Raw genomic sequence first — 369 nt, forward strand, 5'->3', positions numbered from 1 at the left:
TTTATTTCACTGTATTGTACTCCTTGAATAACATCTTCAAACCCTAATTTTTCTGATTAAATCTAAGGTTGGTAGAGGGTGCATATGAATTTGATTTACATACTCCGGAGGGGATTATTAAATCCTTAAGATTGAATTACCCAGGGAAAGTAAATATTGAAAATTCTGTTATTGCTATGGCAGTAGCTCTTCAAAGTGGTGTCTCTGCTGAGGAATTGCATTGTTCTATTCGTGAATTTGAAGGAGTTGTACGTAGATTTGATGCAAGATTTAAATTTGATAATTGTGTTTATATTGACGATTATGCACATCATCCTAAAGAATTAGAAGCTGTAATTTCATCGGTTAAAGAGTTGTATCCAGATCGTA

General features: G+C 33.1%; 1 protein-coding gene. It reads left to right on the forward strand.

Going from position 1 to position 369, the window contains the following annotated elements:
• Window positions 1-176: 176 nt before the first annotated feature.
• The coding region (locus D0S45_20995; protein TIH02085.1) for a UDP-N-acetylmuramate--L-alanine ligase at window positions 177-369 on the forward strand (193 nt) is incomplete at its 3' end.

The sequence above is a fragment of the Marinifilum sp. JC120 genome, assembly GCA_004923195.1.
Taxonomy (GTDB): Bacteria; Desulfobacterota; Desulfovibrionia; order Desulfovibrionales; family Desulfovibrionaceae; genus Maridesulfovibrio.